This is a genomic window from uncultured Ruminococcus sp. (assembly GCA_902785355.1).
GTDB lineage: Bacteria > Bacillota > Clostridia > Oscillospirales > Acutalibacteraceae > Ruminococcoides.
Genome location: CACZYF010000055.1, coordinates 1 through 8,823 on the forward strand (window position 1 = coordinate 1; position 8,823 = coordinate 8,823).

Here is an 8,823-nt window from a genome sequence, read left to right on the forward strand (position 1 = left end):
ACCGGCGATGATGGTCTGGCCGGTCTCTTCATCGGTGTAAGCCTTGAAGGTGGGATCTTCCTCGGCGAGCTTCGCCAGAGCGATACCCATCTTCTCCTGGCCGGCTTTGGTCTTGGGCTCAATCGCAACCTTGATAACAGGCTCCGGGAACTCCATGGACTCGAGGATAACGGGATGATCCTCGTCACAGAGGGTGTCGCCGGTGGTGGTGTTCTTCAGACCGACAGCAGCGGCGATATCACCGGAGTAGCAAACGTCGATGTCCTTACGGTCATTGGCGTGCATCTGCAGGATACGGCCGATACGCTCGTGTTTACCCTTCGTAGAGTTGAACACCGCGGTGCCCTTCTCGACCTTACCGGAGTAAACGCGGAAGAAGCAGAGCTTACCGACATAGGGGTCGGTAGCGATCTTGAACGCGAGAGCGGAGAACGGCTCGTCATCGCTGGCGTGGCGCTCGCACTCTTCGCCTGTGTTAACATCCACGCCCTTGATAGCGGGGATGTCGGTGGGAGCGGGCATATAATCGACGATCGCATCCAGCAGCTTCTGGACGCCCTTGTTGCGATAAGAGGTACCGCAGCATACGGGAACCATCTCGTTGGCGATAGTTGCCTTACGGATAGCAGCCTTGATCTCGTCGATGGTGAGCTCCTCACCTGCAAAATATTTCTCCATGAGCTCGTCGCTGGTCTCGGCGACCGCCTCGATCAGTGCGTCATGGTACTCCTGAGCCTTGTCCTTCATGTCATCGGGGATCGGGATGGTCTCGCGCTTCTCACCGTTAGGACCGGTGTAGGTCTCGGCGGTCATCTCAACCAGGTCGATGATACCGGTGAAGGTATCCTCGAAGCCGATAGGCAGCTGGATCGGCACAGCGTTACACTTCAGTCTGTCATGCATCATCTGCAGAACATGATAGAAGTCTGCGCCCGTGATGTCCATCTTGTTGACGTAGACCATGCGGGGAACATGATAGTTATCCGCCTGGCGCCAAACAGTCTCGGACTGGGGCTCGAACCGTCCAGTACACGCAGGGAACGCTCAACCTCAACAGTGAAGTCAACGTGTCCGGGGGTGTCGATGATATTGATACGGTTATCCTTCCAGAAACAGGTGGTAGCGGCGGAGGTGATGGTGATACCTCTCTCCTTCTCCTGCTCCATCCAGTCCATCGTGGAGGCGCCGTCATGGGTCTCGCCGATTTTGTGGTTGATACCTGTATAATAAAGGATACGCTCTGTGGTAGTGGTTTTACCGGCATCGATATGAGCCATGATGCCGATATTTCTTGTCATTTCAAGCGATACCTGCCTGGGCATAATATCCTCCTTAGTGCGTATGCGTGACCTTGATAATAAAAGTCACACCTTCATCTTGAATCTTCATATACCTCAGCCTGCCGAACGCAGGCTGTTAGTTTGCGGGCGCTTCTGCTTACCAGCTATAGTGGGCGAACGCCTTATTAGCCTCAGCCATCTTATGAGTATCCTCACGCTTCTTGAACGCGCCGCCGGCACCGTTCACAGCATCGAGGATCTCTCCGGCGAGTCTCTCCTTCATCGTTCTCTCGGAACGAGCTCTGGAGTAGGTGGTGATCCAACGCAGGCCGAGAGTCTGCTTTCTCGCATCTCTGACCTTGATCGGTACCTGGTAGGTCGCACCGCCGACACGGCGAGCCTTGACCTCCAGCTCGGGCATACAATTCTCCATTGCCTGCTCGAATACCTCCAGCGCGTCCTTACCGGTCTTATCGGCAACGATATCAAAAGCACCGTAAACGATCTTCTGGGCTACACCCTTCTTACCGTCGAGCATGATATTGTTGATCAGACGGGTAACGAGCTTGGAGTTGTAAATCGGATCCGGCAAAACATCACGTTTTGCAATCTGACCTCTTCTGGGCATCTTTACTTCCCTCCTTCACAATAATTGAGAAATCATTGGTACTCGAAAGTGACAAACTCCCGTAGGTCAGAGAGCCTGAGCTCTATATATAAACCCTGCAACAATACAGAACAAGAAAAGCTAATTTCTTTGAGTTGTCAATTCCTTATTTTTTCTTCGGACGCTTAGCGCCGTACTTTGATCTGGCCTGCATACGACCGTTGACACCCTGAGTATCAAGCGTACCGCGGATGATGTGGTAACGTACACCAGGTAAGTCCTTGACACGGCCGCCGCGGATCAGAACAACAGAGTGCTCCTGCAGGTTGTGGCCAACGCCCGGGATATAGGAACTGACCTCGATACCGTTGGAGAGACGTACTCTGGCGATCTTACGGAGCGCAGAGTTAGGCTTCTTAGGTGTCGCAGTCTTGACGGCGGTGCATACGCCGCGCTTCTGGGGAGAAGTCTGATCGATGGCACGATTCTTCTGAGAGTTCCAGCCCTTTAACAGTGCGGGAGCCTTCGCCTTCTTCTCAGATACCTGTCTGCCCTTGCGGACTAACTGATTAAAGGTTGGCATGATTTTCCTCCTTTCAAAGAATAATAAAGAATTGATCGGCAGTCGGTAAACTGCCTGTATGAAAAACACCCGCCGAGTGACAAGTGTTTATCATGCTAAAGCGATGATGGGCAAAACGCACGAAAAACCCAGATAAAACCTAAGGTTTTCACACATTTTGACCGTGAAAGCAGCGTGTATGGACACACTCTTCCACAATTAGTTATATTACCATAAGTATGACAGGTTTGTCAACATTTTTTTGCATGTTTAAGGGAGATTTCACTCGGAATGAGTATGTCGCTGCGCGAATGTCAGGGACATTTGCGCAGCGATAGCGTAGGGGCGACCATCGGTCGCCCGCTATCGCAATGCGTTGCATTTCCTATCCGACGTTTTCGATATGGATAACGCCCGTCATCCTCGGGCGAGCAATGCTCGCCCCTACGGCGGGAGCAAACCCCCGCCCTACAACAAGATCAAGCGTCCATCATTTGTGCTACGCGAACGGGTCGAATGAATTCGACCCCTACATGTTTTTAGAAACGCTTTATCGGTGTCGCTCCGCGATGACGGGCGACCGATGGTCGCCCCTACGGCGTGACTTCGGAGACACGCGTATCGGAGCCGACCCCTACATAATTATCTGCACATCTCATATACAATAAAAAGGGCCCTGCTTTCACAGGACCCTTGGATGGTTATATTGACTTAATCAAAGGAGATTAAGCGCGCTCTCTCTTGCGAGCGAAGAAGATAACGCCTGCTGCAGCAACCATAACGCCGAGCATGATGAAGAGAACGGTCTCAGTCTGACCGGTCTGGGTGTTGGAAGCGGAACCGCTCTTGGAAGAGCTTGAAGAAGAACCGCTGCCGGAAGAAGAACCGCTGCCGGAAGAAGAACCGCTGCCGGAAGAACTGCCGGAGTTGTCGGAGCCGCCGGAAGAAGAACCATCGGAACCGCCGTCGCCGGTCTTATGAGCGTCATCGGAAGTACCGTCAGCGAGAGAGGACTTGGAAGCATCCCAATCCTTGCTCCAGTCGTGAGTATCGGAGCTGTAGCTGTTAGCGGAAGCGGCTTCCTTGATAGCCTGCTCAACGTCGCCCTTCTTCAGGCCAAGCGCGGTAGCAACGCTGTCGATGGTGGACTGAGCTTCCTTACCGTTGTTGATCGCGTTGGTCAGACCGTCCTTACCCTGAGAAGCGAGGAAGCGAACCAGCATGCCGTAAGCGGAAGTGGTTGCAGGGATAGTATCGCCGACAACGTTACCGATAGAGGTGATCTGGAGACGCGGACCTAAGGAATTGTTGGTCCAACGAGCTTCCTTAGTGGTCTTGGAAGAGTCAACCGGGTTCTCGATGTCCTTACCGGTGGACTTAGCGGTATCGCCGAAGCAAGAGGTATCCATCAGCAGATCGTAGGTCTGCTCCTTGGTGTCAGCATTAACAAAGATGATGCCGTACTGCTTACCTGCCTGGATATCCATGCCGTTAGCAGCGGGCTCATAGGTCCATACGTTGCTGCCGTCATCGGTACCGTTCAGCTTCTTACCGCCCCAGGGGAGCAGCTCAGCGCCGGTATCCATGCTGTAAACATAGAACTGGACAGCCTTCATACCGGACCAACCGATAGAGTTAGCGTCGAACTTCAGAACGTCAGCGCCGGTAGCAGCTACATCGCCCTCAGCGCCGAGGGAAGCGGCATCGCCGTTAGCAGCCTGATCGGCAACCTCAGCGTCAGCGGCCTCGTCGGTGATCTCAACCTGAGCAGCAGAGAAACCTACGGCAGCTACGCTCAGAACGAGCATCAGCGCGATTGCCAGGCTCAAAAATTTCTTGAACATAATAATCTCCTCCGTAATTTAATTACTTACTTTAGGGAAAAGCTATCTACACTCTTCCTTTGTATCATATATTATAACTTAAAAATCACAAATTTGCAATATTATTTCATTATTTAGCTCAACAAAAAGTAACCAAAAAACATTTTTAGGTTTAAGTTATATTCAACAAAATTATTTCATATTTTCGGCAGTCTTGCCAAAAGCTTCCTCACTGAGATTTAATAAAAACACTTATTGACGCCGAATCCGATGAAAAACTCAGCTATGGTGATTCTTTCGAGCCAGGTATATGGTTATAGAAACTACAGCGATCACAATTGCGGCGCAAGCTATGACGATCCACACCGTTACGGCGCGGGTATTGAGTCCGTCCTTCTCGGATGCTATCTTCTCGGCCCTGGTCGTTTCATCCCGATTATTCGCTCCTACAGACTCTGTCGCGGCAACAGTCTCTGCAAGCTCATAACTGTTGCCCCAATAGTCTCCCCAGCTGACATCTGCGGTACTGTTGCTGAGCTTGGTGACTGCGCCGGAATCATCCACCTCGATCACCGGACGCTCGACAGCACCGTTGTACCTCCAACGGGCAACAAAACAATTCTTTTCCGAATTTATGGGGTTCTTTTCATTTGTTCCGTCGCAACAGACAACATCTCCTCGGCACGAGGAGGTAAAGTGCAGATCATAGGTCTGCATTCCGTTATCAGCAGAGAAAATCAGCGAATACTCATCAGCAGGATTAAACTTAATATTGCTGATATTGTAACGCCAGTAGCCGTTGTGAAGATCCTCACAGGCTTCCTTCTCATACTGCCAGGGATAAAGCTCGCCTGAATCCTTACTCCAGATATGACAATAAATTTGGCTGAATCCGGTCCATGCGACGCTTTCCGAGGAAGGTACCGCAAAATATACATAATCCATATCTGTAGTCAGTGCCGAACATACAGGTACAATCAGCAGGGTGAGTATCATTAACACAAAAAATAGCGATAATACCCTTTTCATCTATAAACAATCCTTTCGTGAATCAATCGTTTACATCATATAGTACTATTCTCTGATAAAACAGCTTATCATCTATGCGCTATATTTCACTAATATCTGATTAAATCTTTTTATCAAGGATTAGTATAAAACGTCCGATACAAGAACAAGAGGCCGGCTCAGCGAGTCAGCCCCTTTACTTTCATAGATATTACAGATTATTACTGTTATCGGTGTTATCGGATCCGGCAGTACCGTTCTTCTTCTTCATAAAGTAGTAAGCAGCTCCGCCGCCTCCGGCCAGAACGACCAGCGCAATGATGATCCAAACAACAGGCGAAGACCCCTTTTGATCAGCAGGAACCTCGACAGTCACAACAGGAGCCTGATCGGCCGTTGCGATAACGTTGCCGTCGGCGTCGGTTGCTGTGATAAAGTAGCCGTCCGCTGTCTTACCCATATCCACGATACGGGTCTCTATGGTTTTCTTATCGTTGCTGTTGCTGTTATTGCTGTTGGCGTTGTTGCCGTTATTATTCGCGTTGTTTCCGTTATTTGCAGCCGCATTATTACCGCTGCCGGAGCCGCTTGTACCGTTGGATTTCTTACCGACAGTATTCGGGATATCAGGATCAGCGTCTTTGCTGTCACCGGTTACGGAATTAACAAACAGACCCTTATCCTGAGTTTCCTCAACATTCAGCTCGGGCGGGACCTTATCAAGCACTTTCTCGCCGTTCTTTGTAACGGTGCAGGTAAATGTATAATCCTTGATCTGAGGCTTGTTGTCGGGGTCGTCAAATAACGTTTCGTCGTACATATAACGGATAAAGTACGACAAATGCGTATTGTCGGCATCCTTGAGCGCTTTGTAAGTAATTGTGATAAAATTGCGCTCCTTGGAAAAATCCAGACCGTTAAGCAAAGACCAGTTACCGCGTACCTCACCCTCCAGATCGGGATTGATCAGCGCAAGGTTAGATAGCTTCTCGCTCTCTTCAAAATCAGTGATCTTTGAAACCTCAAACACAGCGGGATCATAGTAGAATGAGAAATCCGAACCGATGATAGGGTTCTTAACGCCGCCCAAATGCAGAGAGTACACAACCTCGTCGCCGGCTTTAACGTCCAAGGCAGTCTTAGCGGAATCGACCTCTGCCGAAGCAGATACGGCACAAACCGCGATCATACTGACTGCAAGCGCAGCAACACAAAGGATAGATAAAAGCTTTTTCATGGTAAACAGTCCTTTCAAAGCGTGGTTCTTTATTCTCATACATTATAATACAACCAAATGTACAATTCAATAAATAAATTGTAAACAGTTATCATGAAGGCTGATTTAGTGAACAAATTTATACTGATTATTTTGTGTGTTTTGACGATAATACCGGTTATTAATATAACGAAACAAACAGCTGTTAGCGGATAATTTCGCAGAACAAGGCAGACGATACAGGCATACTGTCGTATGCCAAGGACGACAACACCGCTATGCGGAATATATCACTAATATCTGATTAAATCTTTTTATCAAGGATTAGTATGATTTTATAGCAGGCGATCTTCGGTATTTCGGTTACCGATTTTTGCCATTATGAAAATGACCCCCTCGAGATGAGGGGGTCAGGTTCATTTTAGGAGTCTGACGAAATTGTCAGGGAATTAGTTCTCTTTTCTCTTCTTAGCGAAGATGATGATACCGGCAGCCATCAGCAGAATGGTCATGAAGACAACTGCAAAGACAGGTGAACCGGTCTGTACAGCAGCGCTGTTAGAGGAGGAAGAACCGCTGTTAGTAGAGGATTTCGGAGTTGTAGCAGCCTGATCCTTGGTGCTCTTCTCAGTAGCACCTTCAGTACCGGACTCAGTGCCGGACTCGGTACCGGATTCAGTAGGCTCAGTAGTCTCATCCTCACCGGGCTGAGTCGGGCCCTCTGTGCTGCCTTCCTTGACATCAACAGTGCTCTTGACAGAACCGTTATTGAACTTAAATTCAAAATCGGTGTTGCCGTTCGGCAGAGTCTCAAGGAAGTCATTGTGGAAGGTAATGGTCAGCGAACCGTCGTCGTTAACTGTCTTGGTGTAGTTAGCGGGATCAACTTCTTCGCCGTTAATCAGAACGCCTTCGAAGTCCTTATCGGTATCGGTGTTATTACCATCCTTAGCGCTTACAACTACATCAGCATCTAAGCCGCTGCCCTTGGTGTATGTTACATCGGTAGCGGTATATTCCTTAGCCTTGGAGATCGGATCCTCGCCGTCAAGAACGCCTTCCTTACGTGTGAAGTCATCCTTGATGTCCTTACCATTGAAGATCTGCTTCTCTTCATCCTCACCTGCTAAGGTCTTGATGTTGGTCTTGATGTAGTAGATGCCGGGCTGAGCGTCATCAGAAACCTTGAAGGTGAAGGTGATGAGCTTGCTGTCCTCAGCACTGAAATCAGCGCCGTTAGCGTTGGTGTAAGTGTAGTGGATCTTACCCTCGGTCTGGTTAGCGATCAGGTTGTCGCCGCCGATGATCGGGAACTCAGGCATGTTCTCGTCAATGATGATACCGGGTACGATACCTGCATTGTTGAGAGTGGTATCCCAAGTAGTGGTCGCGTCGAGCGAGCAAACCTTACCGTCGTTGTCGAGGTAGAAGGAATAGGTATGAGTGCTGCCCTTCTCAACCTCGTACTTGTTGCCGTCAGCGTCGATGATGATCTTGTCAACAACAGGCTCAGTCGGGGTGACAGGCTCAGTTACAGGCTCAGTCGGAGCGACAGGCTCGGTTACGGGCTCGGTCGGAGTGACAGGCTCGGTTACGGGCTCGGTTACGGGCTCGGTCGGGGTGACAGGCTCGGTTACAGGCTCGGTCGGGGTGACAGGCTCAGTCGGAGCTTCAGGCTTCTCGAAGTGCGCCTGAATATCGACAGGCTTATCTGTTCTGGGCTCGCCATTCTTAATGATCGGAGTCAGCATCTCATCTGCTGCAGCCATAGTCTTGATCGCGTTACGGATCTCACCCTCGCCGGGAGCGGTAACGGTGTACTTGGTTACGATGACGCAATCGTCGTCGCTGTCAAATACAAATGCGTTATCAGTCTCGGGAGTAGAAGCGGTGTACAGGATCTTACCGGTCTGCTTATTAACGACTACACCGTCGCCCTTGTTAATGATCGGGAACATCTCGTCATTGGTCAGGTCGTTCAGCTTGATAATGCTGTCGGTATAAGTCTGGGAAGCATTCAGTGAAGCGATCTTGCCGCCGTCAGCAATATTCTTCGCATTCAGCGTTGTGTAAACATAGAAGCTGTCGCTTACATTGTAGGTCATAACTTCACTCTGACCGTTGAAGCCATAGATTGTAATCTTGGCAGTCTGTGCGGTGGTCGGAGTGACAGGCTCGGTTACAGGCTCGGTCGGGGTGACAGGCTCGGTTACGGGCTCGGTCGGGGTGACAGGCTCAGTTACGGGCTCGGTCGGGGTGACAGGCTCGGTTACGGGCTCAGTCGGGGTGACAGGCTCAGTTACGGGCTCGGTCGGGGTGACAGGCTC

At 50.1% G+C, this 8,823-nt stretch carries 6 protein-coding genes and 1 pseudogene; all 7 read right to left on the reverse strand.

All coding sequences use genetic code 11. The annotated features are described in order from the left end of the window. Positions 1–1,322 (reverse strand): annotated as a pseudogene (gene fusA / locus R2I50_RS09660) (elongation factor G); the annotation flags it as partial. Between the two features lie 115 nt (positions 1,323–1,437). Continuing rightward, a complete protein-coding gene (gene rpsG, locus R2I50_RS09665) occupies positions 1,438–1,908 on the reverse strand; it encodes a 30S ribosomal protein S7 (RefSeq protein WP_316608933.1) in 471 nt (156 codons plus the stop codon). A gap of 145 nt (positions 1,909–2,053) precedes the next feature. Next, positions 2,054–2,470, reverse strand: a complete 417-nt coding sequence (gene rpsL, locus R2I50_RS09670; protein WP_316608934.1) for a 30S ribosomal protein S12 — start codon at positions 2,468–2,470, stop codon at positions 2,054–2,056. Between the two features lie 704 nt (positions 2,471–3,174). Continuing rightward, complete coding sequence (locus R2I50_RS09675; protein WP_316608935.1) at positions 3,175–4,293, reverse strand: LPXTG cell wall anchor domain-containing protein; 1,119 nt, start codon at positions 4,291–4,293, stop codon at positions 3,175–3,177. Positions 4,294–4,551: 258 nt separating this feature from the next. Then, positions 4,552–5,301, reverse strand: a complete 750-nt coding sequence (locus R2I50_RS09680) for a starch-binding protein (protein WP_316608936.1) — start codon at positions 5,299–5,301, stop codon at positions 4,552–4,554. Positions 5,302–5,491: 190 nt separating this feature from the next. Then, positions 5,492–6,517, reverse strand: a complete 1,026-nt coding sequence (locus tag R2I50_RS09685; protein ID WP_316608937.1) for a cohesin domain-containing protein — start codon at positions 6,515–6,517, stop codon at positions 5,492–5,494. A 428-nt stretch (positions 6,518–6,945) separates the two neighbouring features. Beyond that, positions 6,946–8,823, reverse strand: a 1,878-nt coding sequence (locus tag R2I50_RS09690) for a cohesin domain-containing protein (protein WP_316608938.1), incomplete at its 5' end; no start/stop codon positions are given.

Excerpts from the sequence above, each read along its gene's own strand:
- rpsG (WP_316608933.1), bottom strand. The coding sequence starts at position 1,908 with ATGCCCAGAAGAGGTCAGATTGCAAAACGTGATGTTTTGCCGGATCCG.
- rpsL (WP_316608934.1), bottom strand. The coding sequence starts at position 2,470 with ATGCCAACCTTTAATCAGTTAGTCCGCAAGGGCAGACAGGTATCTGAG.
- R2I50_RS09675 (WP_316608935.1), bottom strand. The coding sequence starts at position 4,293 with ATGTTCAAGAAATTTTTGAGCCTGGCAATCGCGCTGATGCTCGTTCTG.
- R2I50_RS09680 (WP_316608936.1), bottom strand. The coding sequence starts at position 5,301 with ATGAAAAGGGTATTATCGCTATTTTTTGTGTTAATGATACTCACCCTG.
- R2I50_RS09685 (WP_316608937.1), bottom strand. The coding sequence starts at position 6,517 with ATGAAAAAGCTTTTATCTATCCTTTGTGTTGCTGCGCTTGCAGTCAGT.